The 25822-nt window shown below is 47.2% G+C and carries 28 protein-coding genes; 13 read left to right on the top strand and 15 right to left on the bottom strand.

Annotated features, from left to right (window positions below; translation table 11 throughout):
* The first annotated feature begins 20 nt into the window (after nt 1-20).
* Nucleotides 21-851, top strand: coding sequence for a bifunctional hydroxymethylpyrimidine kinase/phosphomethylpyrimidine kinase (gene thiD / locus ACUALS_RS20930; RefSeq protein WP_038187686.1), 831 nt, complete (start codon nt 21-23; stop codon nt 849-851).
* Between the two features lie 158 nt (nt 852-1009).
* A complete protein-coding gene (locus ACUALS_RS20925) occupies nt 1010-1756 on the top strand; it encodes a phosphatase PAP2 family protein (RefSeq protein ID WP_038212335.1) in 747 nt (248 codons plus the stop codon).
* Nucleotides 1757-1779: 23 nt separating this feature from the next.
* Here the strand turns inward: ACUALS_RS20925 and ACUALS_RS20920 are convergent, their stop codons facing one another.
* Nucleotides 1780-2064: a hypothetical protein gene (locus tag ACUALS_RS20920; protein WP_454449601.1), complete on the bottom strand. Its 285-nt coding sequence runs from the start codon at nt 2062-2064 to the stop codon at nt 1780-1782.
* 167 nt (nt 2065-2231) lie between these two features.
* The gene (locus tag ACUALS_RS20915) at nt 2232-3407 is read right to left on the bottom strand and encodes an MFS transporter (RefSeq protein WP_454449600.1); all 1176 of its coding nucleotides are present in this window, start codon (nt 3405-3407) and stop codon (nt 2232-2234) included.
* A 136-nt stretch (nt 3408-3543) separates the two neighbouring features.
* On the opposite strand from ACUALS_RS20915, the gene ACUALS_RS20910 reads away from it, so the two are divergent.
* A complete protein-coding gene (locus ACUALS_RS20910) occupies nt 3544-4455 on the top strand; it encodes a LysR family transcriptional regulator (protein WP_454449599.1) in 912 nt (303 codons plus the stop codon).
* A 46-nt stretch (nt 4456-4501) separates the two neighbouring features.
* Here the strand turns inward: ACUALS_RS20910 and ACUALS_RS20905 are convergent, their stop codons facing one another.
* Both ACUALS_RS20905 and ACUALS_RS20900 read right to left on the bottom strand, forming a co-directional pair.
* On the bottom strand, nt 4502-5341 hold the full coding sequence (locus ACUALS_RS20905) for a permease (RefSeq protein WP_454449598.1): 840 nt from the start codon (nt 5339-5341) through the stop codon (nt 4502-4504).
* A gap of 8 nt (nt 5342-5349) precedes the next feature.
* Nucleotides 5350-5586, bottom strand: coding sequence for a hypothetical protein (locus ACUALS_RS20900; protein WP_454449597.1), 237 nt, complete (start codon nt 5584-5586; stop codon nt 5350-5352).
* A gap of 203 nt (nt 5587-5789) precedes the next feature.
* Here ACUALS_RS20900 and ACUALS_RS20895 point away from each other — a divergent pair, with 203 nt between their 5' ends.
* The 4 genes from ACUALS_RS20895 to ACUALS_RS20880 all read left to right on the top strand — a co-directional run bounded on the left by ACUALS_RS20895 (nt 5790) and on the right by ACUALS_RS20880 (nt 7168).
* Nucleotides 5790-5981, top strand: coding sequence for a DUF1289 domain-containing protein (locus ACUALS_RS20895; protein WP_072036325.1), 192 nt, complete (start codon nt 5790-5792; stop codon nt 5979-5981).
* 103 nt (nt 5982-6084) lie between these two features.
* Nucleotides 6085-6234 (top strand): hypothetical protein, encoded by a 150-nt coding sequence (locus tag ACUALS_RS20890; RefSeq protein ID WP_005473930.1) that lies wholly within the window; start codon nt 6085-6087, stop codon nt 6232-6234.
* 101 nt (nt 6235-6335) lie between these two features.
* The gene (locus ACUALS_RS20885; RefSeq protein WP_005473959.1) at nt 6336-6632 is read left to right on the top strand and encodes an ArsR/SmtB family transcription factor; all 297 of its coding nucleotides are present in this window, start codon (nt 6336-6338) and stop codon (nt 6630-6632) included.
* 149 nt (nt 6633-6781) lie between these two features.
* Nucleotides 6782-7168: an MAPEG family protein gene (locus tag ACUALS_RS20880; RefSeq protein WP_038135813.1), complete on the top strand. Its 387-nt coding sequence runs from the start codon at nt 6782-6784 to the stop codon at nt 7166-7168.
* Here the strand turns inward: ACUALS_RS20880 and ACUALS_RS20875 are convergent.
* The gene (locus tag ACUALS_RS20875; RefSeq protein WP_454449596.1) at nt 7161-8183 is read right to left on the bottom strand and encodes an acyltransferase; all 1023 of its coding nucleotides are present in this window, start codon (nt 8181-8183) and stop codon (nt 7161-7163) included. The two genes, ACUALS_RS20880 and ACUALS_RS20875, sit on opposite strands and share 8 nt — an antisense overlap.
* Nucleotides 8184-8438: 255 nt before the next feature.
* Between ACUALS_RS20875 and ACUALS_RS20870 the strand changes: the two genes are divergently transcribed.
* The 5 genes from ACUALS_RS20870 (at nt 8439) to ACUALS_RS20850 (ending at nt 14280) form a co-directional block, all read left to right on the top strand.
* Complete coding sequence (locus tag ACUALS_RS20870) at nt 8439-10388, top strand: HAMP domain-containing methyl-accepting chemotaxis protein (protein WP_454449595.1); 1950 nt, start codon at nt 8439-8441, stop codon at nt 10386-10388.
* An 89-nt stretch (nt 10389-10477) separates the two neighbouring features.
* Entirely contained in the window at nt 10478-11065 is a 588-nt protein-coding gene (locus ACUALS_RS20865; protein ID WP_005473968.1) for a TetR/AcrR family transcriptional regulator, read from the top strand.
* A gap of 103 nt (nt 11066-11168) precedes the next feature.
* Nucleotides 11169-12020 (top strand): alpha/beta fold hydrolase, encoded by an 852-nt coding sequence (locus tag ACUALS_RS20860; protein ID WP_038135820.1) that lies wholly within the window; start codon nt 11169-11171, stop codon nt 12018-12020.
* A 159-nt stretch (nt 12021-12179) separates the two neighbouring features.
* The gene (locus tag ACUALS_RS20855) at nt 12180-13568 is read left to right on the top strand and encodes an SLC13 family permease (protein ID WP_038135823.1); all 1389 of its coding nucleotides are present in this window, start codon (nt 12180-12182) and stop codon (nt 13566-13568) included.
* Nucleotides 13569-13683: 115 nt separating this feature from the next.
* Nucleotides 13684-14280, top strand: a complete 597-nt coding sequence (locus ACUALS_RS20850; RefSeq protein ID WP_454449594.1) for a hypothetical protein — start codon at nt 13684-13686, stop codon at nt 14278-14280.
* Nucleotides 14281-14347: 67 nt separating this feature from the next.
* Here ACUALS_RS20850 and speB read toward each other — a convergent pair whose 3' ends face one another.
* Nucleotides 14348-15274 carry an agmatinase gene (speB, locus tag ACUALS_RS20845; protein WP_038135828.1) on the bottom strand — a complete coding sequence of 309 codons (927 nt, stop codon included), beginning with the start codon at nt 15272-15274 and terminating at the stop codon, nt 14348-14350.
* Nucleotides 15275-17185 (bottom strand): arginine decarboxylase, encoded by a 1911-nt coding sequence (speA, locus tag ACUALS_RS20840; RefSeq protein WP_005474003.1) that lies wholly within the window; start codon nt 17183-17185, stop codon nt 15275-15277.
* A 288-nt stretch (nt 17186-17473) separates the two neighbouring features.
* Here speA and ACUALS_RS20835 point away from each other — a divergent pair, with 288 nt between their 5' ends.
* Nucleotides 17474-17995 (top strand): DUF2058 domain-containing protein, encoded by a 522-nt coding sequence (locus ACUALS_RS20835; protein ID WP_331399950.1) that lies wholly within the window; start codon nt 17474-17476, stop codon nt 17993-17995.
* Nucleotides 17996-18175: 180 nt separating this feature from the next.
* On the opposite strand, the gene cspE is transcribed toward ACUALS_RS20835, so the two are convergent.
* The 8 genes from cspE to ACUALS_RS20795 form a co-directional block, all read right to left on the bottom strand.
* Entirely contained in the window at nt 18176-18388 is a 213-nt protein-coding gene (gene cspE / locus ACUALS_RS20830) for a transcription antiterminator/RNA stability regulator CspE (RefSeq protein WP_005473978.1), read from the bottom strand.
* A 295-nt stretch (nt 18389-18683) separates the two neighbouring features.
* Complete coding sequence (locus ACUALS_RS20825) at nt 18684-19910, bottom strand: beta-ketoacyl-ACP synthase (protein WP_005474009.1); 1227 nt, start codon at nt 19908-19910, stop codon at nt 18684-18686.
* On the bottom strand, nt 19907-20632 hold the full coding sequence (locus tag ACUALS_RS20820; RefSeq protein WP_038212356.1) for a 3-ketoacyl-ACP reductase FabG2: 726 nt from the start codon (nt 20630-20632) through the stop codon (nt 19907-19909). Before ACUALS_RS20820 ends, ACUALS_RS20825 begins: the two co-directional genes overlap by 4 nt.
* The gene (locus ACUALS_RS20815; protein ID WP_454449593.1) at nt 20629-21093 is read right to left on the bottom strand and encodes a hotdog family protein; all 465 of its coding nucleotides are present in this window, start codon (nt 21091-21093) and stop codon (nt 20629-20631) included. The genes ACUALS_RS20820 and ACUALS_RS20815 overlap by 4 nt, the downstream gene beginning before the upstream one ends.
* The gene (locus ACUALS_RS20810; protein WP_454449592.1) at nt 21086-22273 is read right to left on the bottom strand and encodes a beta-ketoacyl-[acyl-carrier-protein] synthase family protein; all 1188 of its coding nucleotides are present in this window, start codon (nt 22271-22273) and stop codon (nt 21086-21088) included. Before ACUALS_RS20810 ends, ACUALS_RS20815 begins: the two co-directional genes overlap by 8 nt.
* 9 nt (nt 22274-22282) lie before the next feature.
* The gene (locus ACUALS_RS20805) at nt 22283-22906 is read right to left on the bottom strand and encodes a DUF3261 domain-containing protein (RefSeq protein ID WP_454449591.1); all 624 of its coding nucleotides are present in this window, start codon (nt 22904-22906) and stop codon (nt 22283-22285) included.
* Nucleotides 22903-25242, bottom strand: coding sequence for an MMPL family transporter (locus ACUALS_RS20800; protein ID WP_454449590.1), 2340 nt, complete (start codon nt 25240-25242; stop codon nt 22903-22905). The genes ACUALS_RS20805 and ACUALS_RS20800 overlap by 4 nt, the downstream gene beginning before the upstream one ends.
* Nucleotides 25214-25822, bottom strand: a complete 609-nt coding sequence (locus ACUALS_RS20795) for an outer membrane lipoprotein carrier protein LolA (protein ID WP_454450019.1) — start codon at nt 25820-25822, stop codon at nt 25214-25216. The genes ACUALS_RS20800 and ACUALS_RS20795 overlap by 29 nt, the downstream gene beginning before the upstream one ends.

Here is a 25822-nt window from a genome sequence, read left to right as displayed (position 1 = left end):
GTCTTGTAATAGGAGCACTCATGCCACATTCACAAGACAATATCCCCATCGTATTGACCATTGCTGGTTCAGATAGTGGCGGCGGCGCGGGCATTCAAGCCGACATCAAAGCCATCTCTGCAACCGGAAGCTATGCGTGTTCGGTCATTACTGCCATCACGTCACAAAACACCCTCGGTGTATCCGCCATACATCCTATCCCCGTTGCTCATATTGAAAGTCAGCTCGATGCCGTTTTTTCAGATCTCAACATCGTTGCTGTAAAAGTAGGGATGCTCGCAGACAGCGAAATCATCGACATGGTTGCGCGAAAGATTCGTCAATATCAACCAAAGCATCTTGTGGTAGACCCTGTGATGGTGGCGACCAGTGGCGATTTGTTGCTAAAACACCGCGCGATAGAGGTCTTGAAGCGTGAGTTGCTGCCATTGGCCGATCTCATTACTCCTAATTTGCCAGAAGCCGCCGCCCTTATTGGCGGGCAAGTGCCTAAAACCGAGGATGATATGGGGGCGATGATAGAGCAACTGAGAGGGATCGGAGCGAATGCTGTTTTGCTCAAAGGAGGGCACCTTGAGAGCGATGACAACAGCAATGACCTACTGATTGAGGCCAAAAGTAGTGACTTATTGCGCGCGCGACGCTTTGCGACGAAAAATACCCACGGCACTGGTTGCACCTTGTCATCAGCGATTGCGTCTTATCTCGCTCAAGGGAATCGTCTTCACAAGGCGGTGTATCTTGGCAAGCAGTATATTTCTCAAGCGATCTCTCATGCTGATGAGCTCACAGTGGGTCGTGGCCATGGCCCAGTTCATCACTTTTTCCCCGGTCATATCAATGTGAGATAGCCCTTTATTGACTCGAGTGAAAGAGGAAATTGACGTCGTTTTGCGATCATCTTTGGCTGCTGAAATGAACTTTCATCGAATTGACATAGTGTTGATAAAGCTCGCAACAAACAGGCGTTTAATACGGTTCATGTTGAGTTGTGGAGCGGTGAATTCGAGTGAAAAACTATCTGATGAAAAAGCAGTATGGCTTGGGGTTATTGGCCATCTTGGTGCTATTGGTTTCTCCAATGTCACTGCTAGTTAGTCATATCGATTTACTGGGTGACGTCTCTTTCGAAGAAGGGCTTTTTTATACTCTTCTCACCGATTCCGCTGGCTCACAAGGCTTTCTCATTACCTTGCTAGTGCTGTCATTGTTGGTCTGGAGAAAACGCCCGTCTACTCAAAACTTGCTTGCCAACGGCGTCCAACTGGGGGTGATTTTGTTGATTGGTTTTGCGGCCAAAACTGGGCTGAAAATCATGACAGAAAGCCCTCGACCTTACACGGAACTTTTGTCTCACCAGCTTCTCATTCCGCAGCCGGAGCATTTTTACAAGCTCAACTCGACACAAAAAGCTGAAGTTATTGATGGCATTTCGACTCAAGTAAGCCAATGGAGAACTCGTCATTGGCAAGGCGAAAAAGATTATTCGTTTCCTTCAGGTCATACGATTTTCGTGGCCATCTGTATCGCGTTTTTTGGTGGGCTATTTGTGCAATCAAGAGAGTACGGACTCGCCGCTGCGCTCATGTTGTGGGGGCTCGGTGTTGCGTATAGCCGACTGTGGCTCGGAATGCACCGACCAATAGACCTTGTAGGTTCTATCGTCTTTGTTTCCGCGGTTTATCTATTGGTGCCTCAGTTCCATACTTTGAGCGAAAAGATCCTCCTCAAGCTTCCAATCTTGACTCACAAATAGACCGGCTCAAATAAAGCGTTTGTTTAGAGATCCCGCATTAGCGTCTCTAACTCTTCGTTGGCTGAATCAATCAAGCGGTTGATTTCTTCCGCGTCTTTGTTGGTTAACTCAAGTTGCCAAGGTTTTTGCTCGCCCTGAGCAGACAATCGAGTATATTGGCCAACTTTTCTAAAGCTCAGCTCAGAAAATTCGGCTTGGTGACGAACCTTGTTTTCCTTAATGTCGACATCAAGTAAGCCGACAGGATTGATCTCCACATGAGCATGGTTTTGGTCATGAAGTTGATAGTCTCTATGTACGGAAATCATAAGCGGCTCCTTACTATTGTGAACGGGTGTTTAAACAAGTGTAGGATAGGGAATTTGAACGCTACTCGAAATAAATACCAAGATTGATCTGGCTTAATAAACGCGACGATTTTTGCTGACAACGTCAGCATTGGCATTAAAAAAAGCTGCCAGAGGCAGCTTGTTCGTTAGGCTTGGCTGAGGGGGCTCAGTATTTCTCTGCGGTTGGCTCTGACGATAAAGATCACGCCGATCAAAGGGACCACTACAGCGGCAAATGGAATCATGCCTGCGCCAAAGTGACTGTCTATCACCACACCTCCTAAGAACCCGCCAAATGCGTTGGCCAAATTAAACGCGGAGATGTTTGCAGTTGCCGCGAGCTCTTGTCCTTCGCCACCGTGGTTCATGACTCGTAACTGCATAGCTGGAACATTCGCGAAAGAGGCAATACCGAATACAAAGGCAGCAGCGATAAAGAACCAAGAATGGCTAAGGCTTAGCCCAACCAAAAGCAGTGAAACAATCATTGCCAAAGCCCAATAGATGGATGCGTTATGAAGATTTTTATCTGAGGAACGTCCACCCAGATGGTTGCCGATGATCAAACCAATCCCAACGATAACGAGAATCCATGTTACGTCTTGCGCATCGAATCCGCTAACGTGCATAGCGATGGGCGCTAAGTAACCATACAAGGTCATAAAGCCCGACCAAACCAATACGGTAACCGTTAAACTGATGAGAAGTAGAGGATTCTTAAATGCAATTAACTGAGTTTTGACCGCTTTTGCTTGCTCGTGTCCATTTGATTGAATCACAACCGCAATAAAGAACAAAGCGATGGCACCGAAGGCCGCGACGGTAAGGAAGGTAGTATGCCATCCAAATTGCAGACCAATCCAAGTGCCCCCTGGCACCCCTAACACGTTTGCTAAGGTTAAGCCTGCAAACATCTGTCCAACGGCGCGGCCAGCCATGCTTTTTTTAACCAGTCCTGTCGCAACCACAGCACCAATACCGTAAAACGGACCTTGAACCAAACCTGTGATTACGCGGCTGGTCATCAATATCCAATAGTTTGGGGCGTAAGCAGAAAGTAGGTTACCAAGAATAAATAGCACCATTAGCCCAGCCAGCACCTTCTTCTTATTGAAACGAGCGAGGTATATCGTGAGGAGTGGGCCGCCAAACACAATCGCAAGTGCGTAGCCACTAATTAGGTAGCCCGCTTGACCTTCAGTAATTGAAAGAGTGTGAGCAACTTGAGGCAATATGCCCGCAATAACAAATTCTGCTGTGCCTATTGCGAAGGCAGCTAAGGTTAGAATCCACACCTGCAGTGGCATCTTTTCATTTTTCATAGCAATCTCATTTTGGGTTTCGATGGCAAGTCGAGGGACTTGTCTGAATAGCGTCAGTATATTGGTTCGAAAAAATTTGATAATTGGCTATTATTTGAATTTATTATTCAGCTAATCCAAATAATGAGGTAGGAGCATGGATAAGTTCGCCGATATGGAAATGTTTGTTGCCATTGTTCATCACAGAGGCATGGCATCAGCCGGGAGAGCTTTGGGGCTATCGCCCGCGACGGTGACGGCGAGGCTGCAAAATTTAGAGCAGCGCTATGGTGTGAAGTTGCTGAATCGAAGCACTCGTCATTTGTCTTTGACGGATGCAGGGGCGCTTTATCACCAATCGTGTATTGAAATATTGGAAAGCGTTCGAGCGACTGAGAATGTGCTTCAAACCGGGACCACAGAGGTAAAAGGACCGCTTAAAATCTCGGCTCCGAAAGACATAGGTAAGCAATACATTGCGCCATTGCTCTCTTCTTTTTGTCGTAAGTACCCCGATGTGATTCCCTTTCTCTATTTGAATGATGGGTTAAGCAACATGGCAGAGTCTGGGCTGGATCTGGTGATTCGCTATGGGGAGCTAGCAGATAGCCAACTGATTTCGCGCAAGTTAGCAACTAGCCAGCGAGTGCTGTGCGCATCTCCTCAATACCTTGCAGATTACGGAGAGCCAAAAAGCCCGACAGATTTGATGGCTCATCAATGTCTTGCATTGATAAGAGGGAATGAAGCGCTGCAGCATTGGTATTTTGCCGCTAATGGGGAGCAGCAATCCATTTCTATCATGCCAAAACGGTATTCAGATGATGGGGAGGTGCTTCGTCAGTGGGCGATTGACGGTGAAGGGATCGTCATGAAGTCGATTCTAGATGTCCAACAAGACATTGCTCAAGGCCGTTTGGTCACCTTGCTTGATGGCTATACGAAGAATTTTAGTCAGGTTAGTGTCGGTCAAAGCGCAGATTTACACGTTATCTATCAAAGCCGCGATTATCTACCCAAGCGAATGCGACTGTTTTTAGAACACTTGTATACTGCGTTCGATGCCTAGAAAAATGGTCTGTGATAAGCAGAGTGGTCTGCTTATCACGATTTGTTTAACCAAAGAGCACGCTGTACAGGAAGCCTGCGCCTATCGCCATCCCTAAAATGACAGTCAAGAAAGCCGCGATCATTTGGTTTTTGAAGATCGACTTAAGCAAAATCACTTCCGTCAAACTTGCTCCTGCACTACCAATGATCAATGCCATCACAGATCCTAGCGCCATGCCTTTTTGTACCAGAGCTGCACTTAATGGAATGACGGCTTCAGCACGAATATAGAGTGGAATACCGATAACCGCAGCAACAGGAATCGCATACCATTTACCTGCACCAGCGTATTCAACGATCAACTCCGTCGGAATGAAGCCATAGATAAATGAACCGATCGCAATACCTAGCATCAAGTACGGGAAAACTTGTTTAAAGTCTTTCCAAGTGGATAACCAGATATTCATCCAACGGCTTGGTTGTTTGCTTTCAATGAGCGTTGCAGTGGCGCTGCCATCTGGACCACAGCAACTGACTTTAATTTTAGGTTCGGCGTTGGTGCTACAGCAAGTGCTCTGCGCTGCCACTGGCAAAGTTGGTTCACCACAAGCGGCTTTTGAACTGCATGAACTGGCTTCTGTTTTTATAGGCTTGCGCTCTTCACGGCTTGCTTTACAACTCGAGTTTTCAACAGCTTGATAGGCTTCAGGTTTTACGTATTTTTCAAAGCCAAGTTTTTCTAATACATAACCAGCAACAACCGATACCGTCATTGCGATCAGGAAGTAGAACGCGGCGACTTTCCAACCGAAAGTCACGACAAACAAACCAATGATGACAGGGTTAAGCAGTGGACTACCAAACAAGAAGACCATCATCGGGCCAAACCCGGCTCGAGCTCGCAATAACCCTTTTAGGAAAGGAATGGTTGAGCAAGAGCAAAAGGTGTAATTGCGCCTAAAAGCGCTGCAACAATATAACCTTTGCCATTACGTGAGCTTAAGATCGACTGGATCTTTTCTGGGGTTAGAAACTCTTGTAACACACCAACAATATAGCTGATGGCCAAAAACAGAATGATCAACTCTGCTGCGAGAAAGGCAAACATATCCAGGGCTTCGCTTGCCATGGTCATAAGTTCATTGTTCATTGCTTGACTCCATAACGAGTAGGATGAATATATTTCGATTATTTTGGAATTATAGAAATCAAAGGAAAGGCAGGTCAATATTTATTTCTATAAATGTCGAAATAAAAGCATCGAGTCATGGCGAGCCGTTGTTGGCTAGGTAATTAGTTATCGCAAATATGACTACACTTTAGGCAGTGACTTAAGACCTTATTGGGAAGCCGATGTCGTTGCGTGAAACCAAAATCACCAACCCTTGTGTGCGCAATTGTTGTCTCGATGACGATGATGTTTGCCTTGGCTGTTTTCGTACCCTAAAGGAAATCTTGGGTTGGAATCAGATGACTCAGGCTCAACAAAAGCACACCCTGTCTTTATGTCGACAACGACGTCAAAAATCACGCCCTTTCTCTTAGCCTACTGGGCCGATGTCGCCGCCAACAAAAAAGCAAAATAACGCTTTACCTAAAGTTAACTTGAGGTTTTATCCTGTTGTTAAATCAACAAGGAGTGAGAATTATGCAGAACAATTATGTAAAAGAGTTGGCGATCAAGAGCTATCAAGAAGAAGCGCAAAAAGAGTACTATCGAACATCCTCGGAGTCCTTTCATACCCCAAGTTTTATGATTGGAATTCTAGTTAGCTCGATACTGATGGGTTGGTATTAATCTGATTTGCGCAGTTTTTTCTACATCCTTGACTTTCTTGGGGTGTTGCACTCAATAGACACTTCGATTAATCTGGAAATATACGATTATTTGGAGTGACTATGGAACTCGACGCTGTCGCGAAAGCATTAAAAGAGCTGGGCCACCCAACGCGGCTATCTATCTATAAAACCGTCGTCAAAGCAGGCCATCAAGGTGTTGCGGTTGGTGCAGTGCAAGAAAAAATGGCCATTCCAGGCTCTACCCTTTCCCATCATATCTCGAGTTTGGCGTCAGCGGGTTTAATCAGCCAGCGTCGCGAAGGTCGTACCCTTTACTGCGTTGCAGAGTATCAATGCCTTGAGGGTGTGATTGGCTTTTTGCGCGCCGAGTGCTGCGCCGATGCAAAAGGAAAGTAACCTCTTTTAGATAACGGTGGAAACAGGCAAGTATTTGATACTTTGTGGCACTGAGTGTGATTAGTTTAACAAGCTACCCAGTAACGCCTGCTGTTCAGCGAGGCGTTTTTGTGATTTATTGGACACTCACACAACAGAGGATGTTGACCATGGTTACAGCACTTTACGCTTCAATATTGGCTGGTTTGATGATTTGGCTTTCGATTGAAGTCATCAAACAGCGTCGCAAAGCACAAATAAAATATGCCGATGGAGGTGTGGACGCGTTGCAAGTCGCACGCAGTGCTCATGGCAATGCAGTTGATTATGTTCCCATTACCTTAATACTGATGGCTATGGTCGAATACAATGGGGCGTCTGTTTGGCTCATTCATCTATTTGGTACGCTCTTTGTTATCGGGCGCATCCTTCACGCAAAAAGCATTCTTGCCGACAAATTAAAAGGACGCATCACAGGTATGAAGCTCACCTTTCTTGTCATTGTCGGCTTAATAATACTTAACTTAGTCTACTTGCCGTTTGAGCGAATTATCTAAATAACCAGCGATAAAGTGGTGTTTTTGATAAGCCAACCACCAGAATGAGCGTTGTGATGAGGGTTCCGAACAGTACTAAGCCATCTTTGGCAAGGTCGGTAATCTCATAGTATCGAGCAACGTTCATCATCAAGATTATGATAGGTAAGTGCGCTACATAGATGGGCAGTACGAACGTTGACAGCGACGTGATTCGTCGATTTTTCCCAATCTCTGGCTTCGATAGTAGCCACAAGAAGCAACCTGTGCCCCATAGAGCTGTACCAAAAAGAAAATCGTTAGCGTTGAACGGTTGATCAAACTGATAGAGCCACGCTGCCTCACCAAAATGAATCATCATGCCGACAAATGCCAATAAGGCGGCGTGTCTTGCGCTAACGGATATGCTGTGTTGACGGATGGCAAAACCAATGGCGAACAACAATGAGCTAAAGAATGGACCGTTACGAGTAAAGAACGGGGTCCATAGCTCGGTCAGGTTTTGATAGCTACCGCCGAGCACGCCATATACGTAAAGGATTGCGCCGATCGGCAATAACCACGTCGTTTTGTTTAGCTTGACGAGTACACCTGCGATAAGCGCGGCAAACATAAGAGCAGGAATAAACCACAGGTGAACCAATCCCCCTTCCAAAACAGAGTTAAGTGGCGTTTCCGCTAAAAACTGCCAATATCCTTCACGCTCTGCTAGGTAGCCTTGCTCTGCGACTCGCTGAAGGTTGAACGGCATCAGCAAACAAATGATGCTCCAAACAACAAAAATCCTCAGTAATGGGGTGAGGTACTGTTTCAACGTCGAGATAGGGTCTACGATTAACTTAGGTTGAATCAAGTAGCCAGAAATTAGAAAGAAAAGGGGCACCGCAAATCGAGTGGTTTGGTTGAAGATGAAGCCCAGCCAAGGTGTGCCGTCAAACTGCCAATAAGTGAGAAACATTTGGCAGTGCATTGCGACGATCGCGAGAATAGCGACGACGCGGCCAAACTCGATACTGATGATTTTATCGTTATTCATAAGTGACTTTTTATGGAAACAGAGTGGCGAAAGATAACAACTCTTTTGCCGAGGAATCATGATTTGGATGAGGTTTTATGTGGATGCAAACAGCACTTCTTAGCGGATTTGAGAGGCGTATCCCTTTTTTGTAAACGACCTCGTTATCAATAAAATATTGTTGCTAATCATTGTGATAAGTGGTGTGAATGCTTTTGTTGTAGGTATTCATTCGCTGGTGGAGTTGACATAGGAAAAGGCAACTTGGAGAGCAAGATGGTAAACGGAATTAAGATCAGTACAAAAATCATCATCGCGTTTTTGGCATGTTTTATCTGCTTTGGTATCTCGGCGTATGTCAGCTACCAAGGCATGCAAAATGCCAGTTCAAGTTTTAAAACCTTTAGCAACTTATCGAAAGAGACGACACTCATTGGCCAAGTCCAAGCGAATATGTTGCAAACGCGCCTAGGGGTGAATGAGTTTCTTGCAACCCACGATGAAAAGTACATGCAGGCATTTAACAAACGCTTGGATCGGACCAATACCCTGCTTTTGGACTTGGAAGCGTACCTTCATGATGAAGAGAGTTTGCGTCATTTAGCAAAAATTAAAGTCGAAGTGGCGGATTACGCCCGTAACTTCGATCTGTTGCAGAAGGAAGTCCATGAGTTTGATGCTTCTTTGAATGGCACGATGCGTGAGCAAGAAAAAGTGGCCCTCATTGCCATCGAGTCGTTGCTGGAAGATGCGCACAACAGCGGCGATGCTGATATTGAGTATTACTCCGCGATATTGATGGAGACCTTCTTGTTCGCCAAAATTTCCGTATCAAACTTCCTTCAAGATCCGCAAAAAACACCGTTAGAGACCCCTCGTCGTTATCTTAATCAGCAGCTCCCTGAAGCGGAGGCCGTGCTCAAAAAATACTTAGTGACCGACAAGCAGCAATCGTTATTGTCTACTTATCAGGACGAGCGAGAAAAATACAACCAAGATTTTGAGCATGTCGTGATGCTTAAGGAGCAAGAGCAAGTCTTGAGTCGAGCATTGATTCAACTCGGTGAAGATATTTCGCAAGAGCTTGAAGAAATCAAATACACTGCGATCGCTCAGCAAGATAAGCTCATCCCTCAACTGCAAGAGCGAAAAGAGCAGACGGTGACAGCGATTTTCCTCGCATCTGCCGCTGCCATTGTGATTGGGGTGGTGTTTGCTGTGTGGGTCCGTCACTCCATTTTGCAAGGCATTGCACGGGTGAAGGTGGTGTCTCAGCACTTATCCAATGGCAACTTGGCGATTAAGATAGAAAGCAATAGCAAAGATGAGCTCGGCGAATTGCTCAATGATATGCAAGTGACGATCCTCTCGTTGCGAGACATCATCAGCGAAGTGGCGACGTCTAGCAGTCGCGCGGGTGTTATGTCAGAGGAGTTATCCCAAATCACCAGTACCACGAGTGAGTCTTCTCAGGCATTGAAGCAGGAGATGGATTCAATCGCGACCGCAGTGGAGCAACTGTCTGCAAGTACGCTAGAAATATCAACCAGCGCACAAGGCGCCGCAAACTTTACCCAGCAAGCCACATTTAATGCGGAGGAGAGTTTGAGTGTCGTCGGGCAAACCTTGCAAGATATTCGAGTCATAGAGAACGAAATGACAGCAAGTGTTGAGCAGATTCAAGGGCTCTATCAGGAGTCAATCAATATTGGCTCGATTCTCGAAACGATTCGAGGCGTTGCTGAGCAAACCAACCTGCTTGCATTAAATGCTGCCATTGAAGCCGCGAGAGCGGGGGATCAGGGAAGAGGTTTCGCCGTTGTTGCAGATGAAGTTCGAACGCTGGCGCAGCGCACACAAGAAGCGACCCATCAAATTGAAACTTTGATTACCAACTTGCAAGCGGGGGCAGAATCCGCGACAAATTCGATTACGGGCAGCCACAATCGAGTACTTGAAACGTCTCAGCGTGCGATTTCTGCGACCGACAAGCTCCAAGCGATCAAAGACTCCATTTTTGAGCTTAACGAGCTGAACTTGCAAATTGCGGCAGCGGTTGAGGAGCAGAGCTTGGTGGCGAACAATGTCAGTGGCAGCGTGCAAGAAACCAATGAAATATCCACTCAGAATAGCCAATCAGTGGGTGAAGTGTCGGTGGCCGCCAACGAGCTAACGGAAGTGGCGCAGAATCTCGATCTGCAAGTGAAACGCTTCACGCTAAACTGAGTTGGGCGTATTCAGGCTGGTTGGTTTTCTCTATTGGAAAAAAAGTACGAGTGTGCTAAAAAGAGCAGGTGGTTGTGTAAGAGTGTTCTATGAGTAAAGGCAAAGTTACCCGAGAAAATATTTTGACCAAGGCGTTCGAGCTGGCAAGTGAGAATGGTTTAGAGAGTCTAACGATTGGTGAATTGGCCAAGCAGTGCGGGATGTCGAAAAGCGGTCTGTTTGCTCATTTTAACTCTAAAGACAACTTGCAGATTTCGGTTTTAGAGCATGCAAATCATATCTTTACTCAGAGAGTGATTGCGCCGGCGAGAGAACACAACGCCATATCGATCGAGCAGAAGTTAAAGATGCTGCTTGATAACTGGCTAGGCTGGAATCACTCTTTTCAAGGCAGTTGCATGTTTCTCGATGCATGGAAAGAAACGGGGTGCGAGACACCTCCGACCCAACAAGTCCTGAAAAAAACCATCGCGACGTGGGTTGAGTACTTGCGTATTCAGGTGGCGAAAGGGGTGGAGAATGGTGAATTTGATTCGCAATTGGATCCTAAACAAGCCACCTTTGAACTGTATGGGTTGTATTTAAGCGCTCACCTTTTCTACTCATTGCACGGAGAAGAGGCGAGTTATCAGCATTTCTGGCAAGGCGTTAACCGTCTGATTGAAAGCTGGAAATAGAACAAAGTAAGCTGAGTATTTCTACTTGGCTTATTATTTAACTAAAAATAGCACGGTCGTTCGCTTTTGCGAGAGGTAAGGACTGGCAAAGAAAGGAAAAAAAATGAGTGAGAAGATTTACTTTAACACCTCGCAGAAGTTCAGCGTCAAAAAGAGCCTAGTCAACTTGACCACCCGTCTGCATCATACGTTGGCGCCAAAGCATGCAAAAAATACCGCGCGCAAATTGCTGCTTACTCCTGCTCGCACGCAGCCAAAAAACGCAGAACCAACGGGCTTAGTCAAAGGCGAAGTCAGCTCAAAAGAAGGTGTGCTCAAGACGTATCAGCTTGGCTCTGGGCCTGTGTGGGTGTTGACTCATGGTTGGTCAGGCAGTGCGAGCCAGTTCTACCCATTGATGGAGCATATCGCCAGTCGAGGTTATACCGCGTTGGCTTATGATCACCCGGGCCATGGGCAAAGTGGTGGTGTTTATGGTCATATCCCCGCTTTTGTTCACGGCTTGGAAGCGATACTGGATAGTGTTGACGAAGTTGCTGGGTTAGTCGGCCATAGTATGGGGACCGCTTCGTCGATTGAATGTCATCACAAGAAGCTGGCAGATAAGCCATTTTTGCTGATCGCACCTGTCCTCGACTATCTGGATAACCTATTTGGTAGTGTCGCTCGCTCTGGCTATTCAATGCGTTTGTTCAATGCGGTGGTTTCTGAGGTGGAAGAGGAATATCGCTATCCGATTCAATCAGTCGATCCTTACAACAAGCTCAAACTTCGTTCTGCATCGACTATTATTGTTCATGATGAAGGCGATAAGTTTACCAAGTTCTCGGTCTCTCAACGCGCCGCTGAAGAGATGCCAAATGTCACCTTAGTTGCGACTCAAGGTCAGGGCCACGGCAGAGTGATGAAGTGTGCAGAAGTGATGCAGAGTTTTGATAAATTGAACGGTATTTAATCAACAGAATTGATGGGAACTTATCAAGAGTATTCATTAACTTAACATTGTTAACCATGATTTTGATGTGGTTAACAAATTCGCAATAAAAAATATTTCCGAGCAGGGTTGTGTGGGATCATTTGCTATGCCACAAGGCCCTCATAAGGAAATATAATAATGAATAGAAATGATAGTGTCCCTTTACCTAGCAATACCCGAGAATGGTTTTTTAACCGCAACAGCATGATTATTTTGGCGAATATCGCGCTGTTTGCGGTCATGTATTTTTCCCTCCCGTTTGATCCCCAAGTGGTACTTGGGATCTGCATGCTGACGTTTGTGGCCATTTTGTGGTTGACCGAAGCCTTGCATGTCACCGTCACCGCTATCCTAGTTCCCATCATGGCGGTATTGTTCGGTGTGTTTGATACCCAAACCGCACTGAACAACTTTGCCAACTCGATCATCTTTTTGTTCCTTGGTGGTTTTGCTCTCGCTGCGGCTATGCATCGCCAAGGGCTCGACAAGGTGATTGCAGACAAAGTACTTATTCTTGCTAAGGGTAAGATGAGCGTTGCGGTATTTATGCTGTTTGGTGTCACCGCTGCTCTTTCGATGTGGATCAGCAACACGGCAACCACGGCGATGATGCTGCCATTGGTATTAGGCGTATTAAGCAAAGTGAATTCAGAAAGCGGCCACAAGACCTATGTGTTCGTGCTGCTTGGTATTGCTTACAGTGCTAGTATTGGTGGTATTGCAACTATCGTCGGTAGCCCACCAAACGCCATTGCTGCTGCTGAAGTTGGCCTAACATTTACCGAATGGATGAGCTTTGGTGTGCCGACAACACTAGTGCTCTTGCCTGTTTCGATTGCGGTGTTGTTCTTCGTACTCAAGCCAGATTTAAATGGTCAGTTTGAACTAAACCGAGAAGCGGTCAACTGGGATAAGGGCAAAGTGGTGACCTTAGCGATCTTCGCTGCGACCGTATGTTTATGGATTTTTAGTAAGCCAATTAACGCCATGTTAGGCGGCTACGCCAAGTTTGATACCGTTGTGGCGTTAGGCGCGATCGTAGCGGTGAATTTTGCACGCGTTGTGCACTGGAAAGACATTGAAAAAACCGCTGACTGGGGTGTGTTATTGTTGTTCGGTGGCGGTATCTGTTTGAGCAACGTATTAAAAGCGACAGGAACCAGTGTCTTCTTGGCGAATGGCTTAAGTGAAATGATTGCTCACCTAGGCATCTTCTTTATTATCGCGGTCATCGCTGTATTTGTCGTATTCTTGACCGAGTTTGCTAGTAATACTGCCAGCGCTGCATTGCTGATTCCGGTATTCGCAAGTGTCGCTGAAGCTTTCGGCATGTCGCCTGTGGTCCTATCGGTATTGATCGCTGTTGCGGCGTCGTGTGCCTTTATGTTGCCCGTTGCCACGCCTCCTAACGCGATTGTGTTTGGCTCTGGTCACATTAAGCAAAGTGAGATGATGCGAGTCGGGATCATTTTGAACCTCGCGTGTATTGGCGCACTAACCTTTATCGCGTTGAGTTTGTGGACTTAACAACACGCAATAAAAACCAAAGCGAGGCAAATGGCCTCGCTTTTTTACGATTAGATTCGTACGATTGCTCAATGCAGTTTTCGCAACGACAAAGATAACGGGTTAAGGAAAGCCAATGAAATGGAGTATAGGAATACTGGTCGCGGTTTGGAGCAGCTTGCTGTTTGCTGAAGTGGTAAAAGAGGAGCCGGCTGAGTCGTTCATTAAGGTCAACATGACGCTGGAGCTTGATGGCGTTGAACGGTCGATTGATCAAACGCGTGAATCGCTGGATCAAATTGGAGTGGCGCTCGGCCAAATAGCTCAAAGTGACAACCTTAACGCGGATCAGCAGCGCATGCTGGGCGATACGATTGAAAATCTAAATCAGTTGGTGCACTTATCGAAGTCGTCGGTAGAGTCATTGCCTCAAGCATTTGAGCGATCTAAACAGACTATCTCTGATGAAAGTAAGGTATTTATGGATGACCTGCGCTTTAAGGTATTGCTTGTTGTCGCGGCGATCGGATTGGTGGTTGTGTTAGTGATTGCTGCGATAGGCTGGTTTATTCTGCGGCCGATGCAGTCGTCATTGGTTGCGGTGACTCAGAACATCGCTTCGATGGCGGGCGCAATCAAAACCACTGCGGATGCGCTAGACTCCATCTCCAACCAACAAGGAGAGATTGCAAAGCGGTTAGAGCGTCATGTTGATTCTGCTGACAAGTCTTGATGATGGTTCGAGCGCGCCAAAAACAAAAAAGCTGACGCATTAGCGTCAGCTTTTAGGTTGCAAGGGATTACTCGCTTTCTCGATTAAACGCCCAAGCGTACATCAATTCCAACGCAATGGTGGCGCCTGCAAGCGCTGTAACGTCGCTGTGATCGTACGGTGGTGAGACTTCGACAACGTCCATACCCACAATGTTAATTCCGGCAAGAGCACGCAATATCTTAAGTACCTTGTCCGAGTTAAGGCCGCCGCAAACAGGAGTGCCAGTGCCCGGCGCAAACGCTGGGTCCAGACAATCAATATCGAAGGTGACATAAACAGGTTTGTCACCAATGATGTCTCGGATGCGTGCTACGATATCTTCAGCGCTTAGCTCGTTCGCTTCCATCGCATTGATCACGTTGAATCCGTGTTCGTCGCGTTTGTACTCTGTACGAATACCAATTTGCACTGAATGTTTTGGTGAAATCAGCCCTTCATTTGGGGCGTGGTAAAACATAGTGCCATGATCGTAACTGCTGCCATTGGCATAAGTATCGGTATGAGCGTCAAAGTGAATCAACGCCATTTCTCCATGATGTTTCGCGTAAGCGCGCAAAATAGGCAGAGTGATGAAATGGTCACCGCCCAACGCCAGCATGGTTTTACCGCTTTTCAGGATTTCACTGGTGGCCGCTTCTAAGCGGTAAGTGAAATCTTCGGCATCACCACAATCAAACACCAAATCGCCTGCATCAATGACTTTTGCTCGGTCGAATACGTTGAAGTCCCATGGAAATTTCTTTCCTTCCCACGCCAAGTTAACCGAAGCGCGGCGGATCGCATCTGGCCCCATACGCGCACCAGGGCGACCTGATGTCGCCATGTCGAGTGGCACGCCGAGTACCACGAGATCAGCGTCTGATGAGACAGGGTTGCGCAGATACGGTCTGCGCATAAAACTCATGGAGTTTGAGTAGAGTGAATAATCAGTCTTGGTAAACAAATCATTCATTTAGAAATCCTCTAAGTAGGTGTAACCAGACAGGCCACCCTCTAATTCTTCAAGTATGGTTTGCTGTTCGCTTGCGTCAACACGTTCTGCCACCAGTTCGCGGTAGTTGCTGCGAATATTATCTACATCAATGTGCACGTAGCGCATCATGTCTTCTACCGTGTCGCCTTCATCGATGCGTTCGATGATCGCTTCTCCGCTCTCATTGACGGTCACAACAGCACTATGGGTATCACCAAATAGGTTGTGCATGTCACCAAGAATCTCTTGATAAGCACCGACCAAGAAAAAGCCCATTAAGTACGGCTTGTCTTTCGTCCAAGCAGGTACTGGCAATGTGGTCTCGATACCTTGGCCTTCAACGTATTGCTCAATCGCACCGTCGGAGTCACAGGTAATGTCGAGCATCACAGCGCGGCGATCTTCCACATTTTCCAATCCTGACAGTGGCAGAACAGGGAAGACCTGATCAATGCCCCATGCGTCTGGAAGCGATTGGAACAACGAGAAGTTAACGAAAAACTTGTCGGCTAAACGCTCGCTCAGCTCATCCAATATTGGACGGTGGAAACGGTTTTTTGCGCTGAGCTGTCCACTCAGCTCGTAGTAAATACGCAGCGACAGTTGTTCTGCCCATGCTCGTTGGTACAAGTTCAACAATCCCATCGCGAACTGAGAATGCACCTCAGCCAAGTCGCTTTGCGTATCGTTGTAAATTTCAATCAGTGCGCGTGCATTACTGTCATTTTGTAATGTTTCCCAGTTCGACCACATGTTTTGTAGCAAAATTGGGTCATGGGCGTCAGGTGCACTCACACTTTCTGGATGGTACGCCTCTGTGCCAATAACGTTTGTGATCAGTACAGCATGATGAGCAGTCAAAGAACGGCCAGACTCAGAAATAATGACGGGTTCTGGTTGCTCATACTGCTGACACACATCGCCCACGGTACTGACGATATTGCGAGCGTATTCAATCAAGCCATAGTTCATTGAGTTTGATGACTGACTACGAGTACCGTCATAATCAACCGCAAGACCGCCACCGATATCAAAGAATTGGATGTCGGCGCCCATGCCACGTAGTTCGCAGTAGAATCGTGCAGACTCATTCACACCATTGCGAATATCGCGAATGTTGGCCATTTGAGAGCCTAGGTGGAAATGCACTAACTGCAATGCATCGAGCTGGTCTTCTTCTCTTAAACGGTCAATCACAGTCAGAACTTGAGATGCGGCCAAACCAAATTTGGACTTTTCACCACCGCTGGATTGCCATTTCCCTGCACCTTGTGACGCAAGGCGAATACGAATCCCCATGCGCGGTTTCACGCCTAGGCTTTTCGCTTCTTTAAGCACAAGATCAAGCTCGGACAACTTCTCAAGTACGATAAAGACCTTATGACCAAGCTTTTCACCAATCAGCGCCAAGCGAACATACTCACGGTCTTTGTAACCGTTACACACGATGACGGAGCTCGCTTTTTGTGCGAGAGCCAATACCGCGAGAAGCTCAGGCTTGCTGCCTGCTTCCAGTCCTAGCTGTTTGGTTTCTAATTGTGCTTGGCTTTCCAAAATCTCATCGACGACTTCTTTTTGTTGGTTCACTTTAATTGGGTAAACCAGCAAGTAGTTATTCGTGTATTGATACTCGTCGATCGCTTGGTTAAACGCATCACAAATGCCATGCACGCGTTGGTGCAAGATCTGAGGGAATCGAACCAGTACAGGCAAGTTAAGTTGCTGCTCTTCCAGCTTTGAAACGATATTACTGAGCGGAATCTGGTGCGATTGGTCGCAACGAGGCGATACATACACTTCGCCCTGATTATCAATGCCATAGAAGCCTTGGCTCCAGTAATGTACGTTGTAGTCCGCGCGAACACGATCGAGTTTGGAAATATTTTCCACGTCTAGTCTCTCAAAGAATAAGGAGAGTGAAACATGAATCAGAAGAACCTGAAGTCATACCTAACACGGCGGGAGTCATGGGACGCTTTTGGCCGGGTTGAGCGCATTAACGGACAAAAAGGCGTCAGAGTCTAACAAATTAATTTTGTCGAAAAGATAGCCAAGCTTATATAGATAAAAATTATGATTGAATCGGCATAAATCAGAAGTGGGAATGCGGCTATCAACCTTTATTTGCGTTAGTTGAACCGCTAAAATGGACGCAAATGGATTACCTTTGGAAGAACCATGGCAAAACTGACACTTCAAGAGCAGATGCTAAAAGCAGGCTTAGTGAACGAGAAAAAACTCAAAAAAGCGAAGAAAGGCTCGAAGAAATCTCGTGTCCAAGCGCGCGAAGTTAAAGCAGCTGTTGAAGAAAACAAACGCTTACAGCAAGAGCGTGATAAAGCGCTGAGTGAAGAGCAGAAAGAGCTGCGTCTATCCAAAGAGATCAAAGCGCAAATTAAACAGCTTATCGCGATGAACACCATCGAACAGAAAGAGGGTGAGATTAAATACAACTTTACCGATGGAACACTTGTTAAAGCGCTTTACGTTGAGCCATTGACGCGTGATCAGCTAGCGAAGGGCATTCTATCGATTGCGCGTACAGACGATACCTATGTCGTTATCCCTAGCAGCGTAGCGAAGAAGATTGCTCTGCGCGATGAGAGTGTGATCATCGAGCAAAACGCGCCAGCGGAGGATATGCCTGCGGAAGATGACCCGTACGCAGATTTCGTCGTGCCAGATGACCTGATGTGGTAATAGCAGCAAGATAGGTTTATACAGCGCTCTGCATTGGCAGGGCGTTTTTTTTGCTTACAGATGGATAAAGTGGTGCGAGGGGTATGAACGAGAGGTTCGTAGAATGCAAAGCATAAAAAAACCAGCCACTTGGGCTGGTTTTTGAAATCTTAGAAAATTGACGCTTGAGTCAATCTAAAATTATAGTACTTCAACGTTAGCAGCTTGAGGACCTTTTTGGCCTTGCTCAACTTCGAAAGCAACCTTTTGGCCTTCAGCTAGAGTTTTGAAGCCTTCGCCAGTGATAGCGCGGAAGTGTACGAATACGTCAGCACCGCCGTTTTCTTGAGTGATGAAACCGAAGCCTTTCTCTTCGTTAAACCATTTTACTGTGCCAGTAGTTTTGTTAGACATGATGTGTCCCTTGTATAAGTTTAATTAAATGTTTGGTGCGCTGAAAAATTGAACTATTAAATGTAACTATGAAGCTAAGGGAAAATCTAACTGTACTGCAGCAGAATGCGAACATTCTGAATGATTTACTTTTACTTGAGTTTCACTAATAACCCTGAATAACAGAGCGACGCAATAGTATGTCAGCGCCTCAGAGGAGTAAAGGCTTATTTTCCAGATTGACCATATTCGTGATCGAATTCGGCAATAAGCCCCTTCCTCTATAAGTACGTCATCAATAAGAAAAAGTGAGCTATCACGCTAACTTTTTAAAGATGATAGACGTATTAATACCACCAAAAGCAAAATTATTGCTCATGAGGTATTCGACCTCTAATTCGCGGCCTGCACCTGTAATATAGTCCAAATGACCGCATTGTTCATCCAATGTTTCGAGATTTAATGTTGGGCTAAACCAACCTGTGTGCATCATCTCTAGGCTCAGCCATGCTTCGATTGCGCCGCAAGCTCCCAACGTATGGCCAAAATAACTCTTCAAAGAGCTGATTGGCACTTTACCTAGTGCATTAGCGGTGGCATTGCTTTCTGCAATGTCGCCACGATCGGTTGCCGTGCCGTGGGCAGAGACATAATCAATCTTTTCAGGTTCGATGCCCGCATCTTGTAGCGCCATTTCCATACAGATTTGCATGGTTTCCATTTGAGGCTGTGTCACGTGGGCGGCGTCGCAATTGCTAGCAAAACCGACGATTTCAGCGTAAATCTTTGCCCCGCGCGCCACGGCATGCTCATACTCCTCGAGTACTAAGGTTCCAGCGCCTTCACCAATCACGAGACCATCTCGACCTGCGTCGTACGGGCGAGGGGTCGACTTTGGAGATTCGTTTTTCAGGCTGGTAGCAAATAGCGTATCGAAAACGGCAGATTCTGTTGGGCAGAGTTCTTCGCCACCACCGGCAACCATCACCGTTTGATAACCGTGTTTGATCGCTTCATACGCATATCCAATGGCTTGGCTACCAGAGGTACACGCGCTGCTGGTCGGAATCACTCGGCCTTTTAGACCAAAGAACAAGCCAACATTCACCGCGGTCGTGTGCGGCATCATTTGTACGTAGGTCGTTGCGGTGATTGCTTTGGTGGTTTTCTCATTGAGCATGACACCAAAAGCGCCGATTGCATCGGTACTGCCCGTTGATGAGCCGTAAGCAATGCCCGTTTGGCCGTTGGTTAATACGTCGTGACCGATTAACCCTGCTTGGTTCAGTGCGTTTTCTGTCGCGACGGTTGCGAGTTTAGAAACGCGCCCCATTCCACGGACTTGCTTTCTTTTGTAGTGTTTAGGAAGCTCAAAGTGGTCAACGGGGGCTGCCAATTTGGTGTTTAAACCTTCGTACTGCTCATAAGAGGGCATGTATTGAGTGGCATTTTCGCATGCGCGCAGCTTTGGCTCGATGCTGTTCCAATCATTACCGAAGGCCGTGACGCCCGACATGCCTGTCACTACTACGCGACGACTCATACTAAGCCTCCATTTACAGAGATGACTTGGCGCGTCACATAACCAGCAATGTCAGACATCAAGTAACTTACAAGACCTGCGACTTCTTCCGGTTCCCCCATTCGACGAAGCGGGATTTGCGGCATTGCGTGCTCTTTGACATGCTCATCGACCATTCCCGTGTCAATGAGACCGGGTGCGACGCAGTTGACGGTGATTTTGCGTTTAGCCAACTCTAATGCGAGGGATTTGGTCGCACCGATAACACCGGCTTTCGCGGCGCTGTAGTTGGTTTGACCACGATTGCCCATAAGACCAGACACGGACGCAAGCGTCACGATTCGTCCACCTTTGCGTTTTTGTACCATTGGCATCACGCATGGGTGTAAAACGTTGTAGAAGCTATCCAAGTTGGTGTGGATCACGCCATCCCACTCTTCTTCCGTCATCGCTGGGAAGGCGGTATCACGGGTAATGCCTGCGTTGTTAACCACACCGTAGTATGCGCCATTAGCCGCGATGTCTGCTTCTAGCTTTTCGCGGCACTCTTCACGGTTGCTGATATCAAACTGAATAAGACGACCGCTACCGCCATTGTCAATAATGGTATCTAAGGTCTGCTGAGCACCTTTCTGGTCGCCCATATAATGAACTGCAATAGTAAACCCATCCTTTGCAAGTTGGATGGCAATTGCCTTGCCGATACCTTTACTGGCACCGGTGACTAAGACATTTCGGGTCATAATTGACTCCTAGTTTTCATTTCTTCTAATTTTTCTTGGGATGGAACATAAACGTTAAGCTGACAACTGGCGACAACTTGGCTGTCGATTTCTATACGAGCGGAGAATACCGCCATGCCGTTGTCTTCCATCATTTGCTCAGCGTACATCTCCAAACGTGAACCTGCTTGAAACGTGTCACAGTGAGAGGTGTAGCGACGGCTGCCGAGTAAAAAACCGATCGGCGGTTGCTCGCCTTTCTTCATGGCGTGATATCCAGACCATGCGGCGATAGATTGCGCCATAAACTCGATACCAACATAAGCTGGAACCGTCTTTGACTGAGTATCAAAGAAGGGATTTTTCGGTCCAATGTCAACCTGGCAATGAATGGAGTCTTGCTGAATATCGATAGCCTGATCAATCAAGATCATGGGCTCATCATGTGGGAGTAGTTGCGAGATACAAGGATAGCTAGTCATGGGTGTAACCGAATATGAGGCTAATATTGTTACCGCCAAAAGCAAAAGAGTTACTTAAAATGGCTTTGCCTTCGAGTTTAGCCAAACTTTCGACCAATGAAACGTCGATATCGGTGGCTTTGTCTTGGCAGTGCTGTTTTGGCAGTGGTAGATCGTATTTTAAAAGGTGCCATGCGATGGCGGCTTCCGTTGCACTTGCGGCGCCTAGAGTATGGCCTGTCAGCGGCTTGGTGGAACTCACCGGTACCGATTGGCCAAATAGGCGATAGATGGCTTTGCTTTCCATGCTGTCATTGAGCGGAGTCGCTGTACCGTGAGCATTGATGTAACCAATGTCATTGGGCGTAAGTCCTGCGTCTTTTAGGGCTTTGCTCATGGCTTGTTCTGCGCCATTGCCTTCTGGGTGCGGCGCAGAAATATGGTGAGCATCAGAGCTGTCACCGACGCCAAGTAAGGCGATGTCTGTTGGTTGGCGACTCAGCAACATAAAGGCCGCCGACTCTCCGATATTAATGCCGTTACGCTGCGCATCAAATGGACGACAAAGTTGGTCTGACAGCGCTTCTAGGCCATTAAAACCGTTTAAGGTGAGTTTGCAGGCGGTATCGACACCACCGACGATAACAGCATCGACAATGCCGCTCTCAAGCAGTTGTTTTGCACTGATGAAGACGCGACCACTCGACGAACACGCGGTAGAGATCGAGTAGCATGGGCCTTCTAAACCAAAGTAGCGCGCGACAAAATCACTGCTGTTACCCAGCTCTTGTTGGCTGTAGTGGAAATGGTCTGGGAACTTGCTATGTTGCCCTTTATGTGCGATTGCCATTTCACCGTCTGAGATGCCTGATGTACTTGTACCCACCACCACGGCAACTCTTTGCTTGCCGTATTGCTCAATTGCGCGTTTGACACTTGGCTCAATCTGCATAAGCGCAGAGAGGGCGAGACGGTTATTTCGAGTGTTGTATGTGCACAGCGACTCTGGAAGGGGCGGAAGGGACTCCGCCACTCGTCCTACGTAGGTTGAGCGTTGAGTATTCAGGATGTCGTGATCTCGCACCATATTGGACGCTCTTTCGCCCAATAGACACTGGTGAATGTGCTGGTGCTCACTTCCCATCGCGGAGTGGAAGCCACAGTCTTGAATATAAACAGGTGAGGAAGCGCGTGTTGTCATGCTAACTATCTATGGTGTAAATGGCGTTTTGCGGTATTGCAGCGTTTTAATGATGATGGTGTAGTCGTCAGATAACTGATGGAATCGGATGTCCCCATCAAGCCGTTCGTCACTGCTATATTGAATATCAATGACTTGTTCACCTTGGCTATTGAAGATGCTTCTTGAATTGCCTTTATCAATAAGCTGCCACCTTACCTCATTTAGAGGGCCTTCCCAAGCAGAACCCGGCCAGAGCGTGATCATCAGGTTAAAAAGCACCTGTTCAGGCTGAGGCAGTACGCCTTGCAAACCTGCAAGCACATCGGTGGAGATCATCTCGGATTGATAATTTAACGACAAAATTCGGGTGCCCCAAGATGAAAATCCGGCTAACACTAGCTTATCTTGATCAACTTGTAGTTGAACGGGCAATTGTTCGCTGCGCTCAGAAGTGGATGTGGCCCAAGTGGCGCTGATTAACTGGCTCGCGCTTAAGGTGTAGCCCAGTTGTTCTGGGGTCGGCAAGGTCACCGCAATCTCATCACTGATTTGCACTTTTGGCGCCACTTCTTTTGGTGCTGATGCGCAGGCGGTAAGTACCAAGCCGATGGCGAAACTGCTGACCAACTGTTGAAACGATCGTACGCTCATTGTGTCTCATCCTTTAGGTTGATGGCTAACGGTGAGAGTAGCCAAGCGACAAAAATACCACTCAGCACGGTAATCCCAAAGCTATGAATCGCATGGGTGTCACTCAATGCCAATAATCCAAACGAGAGCAGGGTAGTAATAGCTGATAAAGTAATAGCGAGCAAGGTGCTGTGGCTGCGTGATTTCTCGGCAAAGAACAAGGTGTAATCAATGCCGATACCGATGATTAAAATAAGCGCCAGTAGGTTGAATAAGTTCAGTGTTGAGCCCAGAGCTGACGCTGCCGCGAGCCCTGCAATGCAGGCGATCAACGAAGGCAACACAATTCTGATGGCATGTTGAAGGCCGTAGCGTTTGATAAGCAGTGCGCTAATAATGGTGATTGCGAGGGCAAGTAACTCCATCACATGGGTTCGATACTTGGCAAACAGCAATGAGATCTCTTGCGCCTTATTGAGATAACTGATGTTGTTATTCTCTTGCGCCCAACTCACCACAAGCTCGGGATTACTGAGTTCGGTTAAGACAATTACACTGGCGACACTGTCATCGAATTGGCCAATGTAGAGGAAGCGGATTGGCTCCGAGACAGGATTTGCCAAATACGCCTGGAGCGAGATAGGCGAAAATTCCGCTGCAAAATCAGGCGTCTCGACCAGCCCCAAACTTGCGGCTAAGGTCTTCGCTTGAGTCTTATACAACCGCGCGATCAAGGTGAAATCTTGCTGCTGCATCATCTCGGAGCTGAGAAATTGGTTCAAGCTTTGGTACTGTTTTATAACGCCTTGCTGTTGCCACTTGTCGAGTTGAGGCGTAATCGCTTCGAGTTTTTGCATCAAAGATTCATCATTATGCGCCGTTACCACAAGCATCTGCTGAGAAGACTTTAATCCACTCACTTCGCTTATTCGCTGCTCTTGTTGCTTTAATGAGTCAGGCATGGCTTGAAGTTGGCGAATATCGTCGTCGTAGCGAAGCTGGCTTAACGGATAGGCCGTGGCCACGAGACAAATAATCGGTAGCGCAATGCGATAGGTCGGTTTAGACCACACGTTGAGCCACCACCGCCAAAGGGACTCTCCGGGCAATGGACGTGAAGGGCTGGGTTTTTTCGCCAGAATTGGGTACCAAGCGACGACGGTAATGTAGGCGGCGATCAATCCAATAGATGAGAACAGCGCAAGTTGCTGTAAGCCAGGGAACGGTGCAATCAGCATCCCCAAATAGCCAATCAAGCTGGTTGCTAGGCCCATGGTGATGGCGGCAAAAATGTGGGTGAGCCCTTTGCGACTGTCCCACTGCTCGCCATCCGCTAAGCGCTCAGTGAGGTAGTGAAACGCGTAGTCAATCGACACCCCAATCAAACTTGCACCAAACACAAGACTAAACAAGTGAACGCGTCCGAACAGCCAGGTTGTGACGGCCAGCGCGGCAAGCAGACCAATCGAAATCGACAGTAGTGCCAAGGCTAAGGGTGTGACACTACGAAAGACAACGACAAACAAGCCAATGACGCCTAGCAGTGAGAATAGGCCGATGGTGCTGATCTCTGATTTGGCACTTTCTGTGCCAAACTCGGCGTAAAACAACACCCCCGTATGGTGGATGGTTGCTTGGAAAGTCTCTTCGATTTGCTGTTCAATCTGTTTGATGTCAGCAACGCCCTGCTGCGCCGCCAAACTGTATGGGGAATCCGTCAGCGAAGCGGTGACCAGCACATACTCTTGACCCTGAAAATTGGTCGTTAGGAAGCCATTTTTTAATGTAAAAGCACTATTTTGCGCAGACACTTGGGCTAAATAATCACGAAACAGAAGAAAAGGGTCATTTTTCAGCTCTTGTCCTGTCACGCCAGAGAAAGGGTTGTAGATGGACTGAACCACAAGCTGTACTTGCTCTTGAGGCGTATTGGTCAGTCGTTGTCTTTGTTCAGGGGTTAACTGCTGGTAACGGTGTCCAAAGTAGTACGCTGCCCACTGTTTTTGTTGTTCTGCGCTGATCTTGCCTGTCACTTGATCAAATAGCTGCGTATCTTGTAAAGCCGTTGTGAGTTCGGTGGCTGCGGAGAATAAAGAGTCCTCTTCCGGCGCCGTCAGTAGGAAGACGACTTTGTCGCTCATGCTGTTGGAAACGGTTTCGAACGCTTGTTCAGCCACAGGGTTTTGTTGGTTCTTGGGCAACAGCTTAAGAATATTGGTTTCTACGGGCGCGTGCTCTGAGTAGAGCCATTGCTTGCCAAGCATAGCGACGAAAAGGGCAACCAATACCAACCAAACCAACGCGATAGCACGCTGGTTCAGTGTTAGATTAGAAATTAAATTGCGCTTGTTCAGCATCGGTCAGACCTTGTGGCTCTGAGGTTTGGTTCGAAAAGAAGATGTCCGTTTTGTCGCCGCGCAGCTCTTGCAACTCTAAATGCTCGATGTCGTCGCGCCCTGTCAGTGTGATTTGCTTAAATACGGCGTTCAATGGCGCCTGATTTGGGGTGAGCGTAATCGTCCAGTTGTCAGTATCGACTTTGAAATCGATGGTGAACTGCTCCTCAAGCGCGGCGGTATCGCCATGAAAGACGGCTAAGAACACGTGGCTAAAGTAGAACGCCATTGGGTTATCTTTTGCGGTAATGGTTTGGGGCGCTTGGCCAGCAAAGGTTTGGCGTAACTTATCTTCGGTCAACACTAGGCTGACAGGAAAGGGGCTCGCTTGTTTCCAAAGCAATCCACGAGATTTGCTCAATGTAAACTGACCTTGCGAGCTTAGCGGTTGGTCAAACATCTCTAGGTGACGTGACTGAACAAAATCGCCACGTACCGTTTCATTTTTCGCTAGCTGCTGTTGCAGTGAGTCTAGGTCTGTCACCTGCGCGGTAACGAGCGGCGAGCAGATGAGTAGCGCAGCGGATAAGCACTTCTTAAT

It is taken from the genome of Vibrio sp. NH-7, assembly GCF_053643215.1.
Note: the sequence above shows the minus strand (reverse complement) of the source record. Positions and strands in the feature narration are given on the sequence as shown.

Excerpts from the sequence above, each read along its gene's own strand:
- ACUALS_RS20920 (WP_454449601.1), bottom strand. The coding sequence starts at position 2,064 with ATGATTTCCGTACATAGAGACTATCAACTTCATGACCAAAACCATGCT.
- ACUALS_RS20870 (WP_454449595.1), top strand. The coding sequence starts at position 8,439 with ATGGTAAACGGAATTAAGATCAGTACAAAAATCATCATCGCGTTTTTG.
- ACUALS_RS20910 (WP_454449599.1), top strand. The coding sequence starts at position 3,544 with ATGGATAAGTTCGCCGATATGGAAATGTTTGTTGCCATTGTTCATCAC.
- ACUALS_RS20810 (WP_454449592.1), bottom strand. The coding sequence starts at position 22,273 with ATGACAACACGCGCTTCCTCACCTGTTTATATTCAAGACTGTGGCTTC.
- ACUALS_RS20815 (WP_454449593.1), bottom strand. The coding sequence starts at position 21,093 with ATGACTAGCTATCCTTGTATCTCGCAACTACTCCCACATGATGAGCCC.
- ACUALS_RS20800 (WP_454449590.1), bottom strand. The coding sequence starts at position 25,242 with ATGCTGAACAAGCGCAATTTAATTTCTAATCTAACACTGAACCAGCGT.
- ACUALS_RS20875 (WP_454449596.1), bottom strand. The coding sequence starts at position 8,183 with ATGAATAACGATAAAATCATCAGTATCGAGTTTGGCCGCGTCGTCGCT.
- ACUALS_RS20825 (WP_005474009.1), bottom strand. The coding sequence starts at position 19,910 with ATGAGTCGTCGCGTAGTAGTGACAGGCATGTCGGGCGTCACGGCCTTC.
- ACUALS_RS20805 (WP_454449591.1), bottom strand. The coding sequence starts at position 22,906 with ATGAGCGTACGATCGTTTCAACAGTTGGTCAGCAGTTTCGCCATCGGC.
- ACUALS_RS20860 (WP_038135820.1), top strand. The coding sequence starts at position 11,169 with ATGAGTGAGAAGATTTACTTTAACACCTCGCAGAAGTTCAGCGTCAAA.
- thiD (WP_038187686.1), top strand. The coding sequence starts at position 21 with ATGCCACATTCACAAGACAATATCCCCATCGTATTGACCATTGCTGGT.
- ACUALS_RS20895 (WP_072036325.1), top strand. The coding sequence starts at position 5,790 with ATGTCGTTGCGTGAAACCAAAATCACCAACCCTTGTGTGCGCAATTGT.
- cspE (WP_005473978.1), bottom strand. The coding sequence starts at position 18,388 with ATGTCTAACAAAACTACTGGCACAGTAAAATGGTTTAACGAAGAGAAA.
- ACUALS_RS20855 (WP_038135823.1), top strand. The coding sequence starts at position 12,180 with ATGAATAGAAATGATAGTGTCCCTTTACCTAGCAATACCCGAGAATGG.
- ACUALS_RS20850 (WP_454449594.1), top strand. The coding sequence starts at position 13,684 with ATGAAATGGAGTATAGGAATACTGGTCGCGGTTTGGAGCAGCTTGCTG.
- ACUALS_RS20865 (WP_005473968.1), top strand. The coding sequence starts at position 10,478 with ATGAGTAAAGGCAAAGTTACCCGAGAAAATATTTTGACCAAGGCGTTC.
- ACUALS_RS20915 (WP_454449600.1), bottom strand. The coding sequence starts at position 3,407 with ATGAAAAATGAAAAGATGCCACTGCAGGTGTGGATTCTAACCTTAGCT.
- ACUALS_RS20835 (WP_331399950.1), top strand. The coding sequence starts at position 17,474 with ATGGCAAAACTGACACTTCAAGAGCAGATGCTAAAAGCAGGCTTAGTG.
- ACUALS_RS20885 (WP_005473959.1), top strand. The coding sequence starts at position 6,336 with ATGGAACTCGACGCTGTCGCGAAAGCATTAAAAGAGCTGGGCCACCCA.
- ACUALS_RS20820 (WP_038212356.1), bottom strand. The coding sequence starts at position 20,632 with ATGACCCGAAATGTCTTAGTCACCGGTGCCAGTAAAGGTATCGGCAAG.
- ACUALS_RS20900 (WP_454449597.1), bottom strand. The coding sequence starts at position 5,586 with ATGAACAATGAACTTATGACCATGGCAAGCGAAGCCCTGGATATGTTT.
- speB (WP_038135828.1), bottom strand. The coding sequence starts at position 15,274 with ATGAATGATTTGTTTACCAAGACTGATTATTCACTCTACTCAAACTCC.
- ACUALS_RS20880 (WP_038135813.1), top strand. The coding sequence starts at position 6,782 with ATGGTTACAGCACTTTACGCTTCAATATTGGCTGGTTTGATGATTTGG.
- ACUALS_RS20890 (WP_005473930.1), top strand. The coding sequence starts at position 6,085 with ATGCAGAACAATTATGTAAAAGAGTTGGCGATCAAGAGCTATCAAGAA.